This is a genomic window from Paenibacillus sp. GQ49 (genome assembly GCF_059759055.1).
In genome coordinates, this window is record NZ_JCAXEL010000053.1 from 1 (window position 1) to 545 (window position 545).

Consider the following 545-nt stretch of genomic DNA (forward strand, 5'->3'; position numbering starts at 1 on the left):
AAACATATGGTGCGGTCGAGAGGACTCGAACCTCCACGGGGGGTTAGCCCACACGGACCTGAACCGTGCGCGTCTGCCAATTCCGCCACGACCGCAAAATATAATGGTGAGTCATGAAGGGCTCGAACCTTCGACACCCTGATTAAAAGTCAGGTGCTCTACCAACTGAGCTAATGACTCGTAATGAAATGGCTGGGGATATAGGATTTGAACCTATGCATGACGGAGTCAAAGTCCGTTGCCTTACCGCTTGGCTAATCCCCATTAAAAAATCATGGGGCGATCGAGGGGAATTGAACCCCCGAATGCCGGATCCACAAACCGGTGCGTTAACCACTTCGCCACGATCGCCATAGAGTAAGCCATTCATCCACTAAGAGTATCTTAGTATTAGCAACTGCATCTATAATATACATTCTATCACAAATTCAGATGTAAATACTAAAAATGGTGCCGGCGAGAGGACTTGAACCCCCAACCTACTGATTACAAGTCAGTTGCTCTACCAGTTGAGCTACACCGGCACGGTGTATATTTAATTAAAA

The 545-nt window shown here is 47.3% G+C and carries 5 tRNA genes; all 5 read right to left on the bottom strand.

Going from position 1 to position 545, the window contains the following annotated elements:
- Positions 1–7: 7 nt before the first annotated feature.
- The 5 genes from AC6CIF_RS31855 to AC6CIF_RS31875 all read right to left on the bottom strand — a co-directional run bounded on the left by AC6CIF_RS31855 (position 8) and on the right by AC6CIF_RS31875 (position 524).
- Positions 8–95: transfer RNA gene (locus AC6CIF_RS31855), tRNA-Leu, on the bottom strand.
- A gap of 9 nt (positions 96–104) precedes the next feature.
- Positions 105–180, bottom strand: a tRNA-Lys gene (locus tag AC6CIF_RS31860).
- Positions 181–189: 9 nt separating this feature from the next.
- A tRNA-Gln gene (locus AC6CIF_RS31865) sits at positions 190–264 on the bottom strand.
- Positions 265–275: 11 nt separating this feature from the next.
- Positions 276–351 (bottom strand) — tRNA-His (locus tag AC6CIF_RS31870).
- A gap of 97 nt (positions 352–448) precedes the next feature.
- Positions 449–524, bottom strand: a tRNA-Thr gene (locus tag AC6CIF_RS31875).
- Positions 525–545 lie beyond the last annotated feature (21 nt).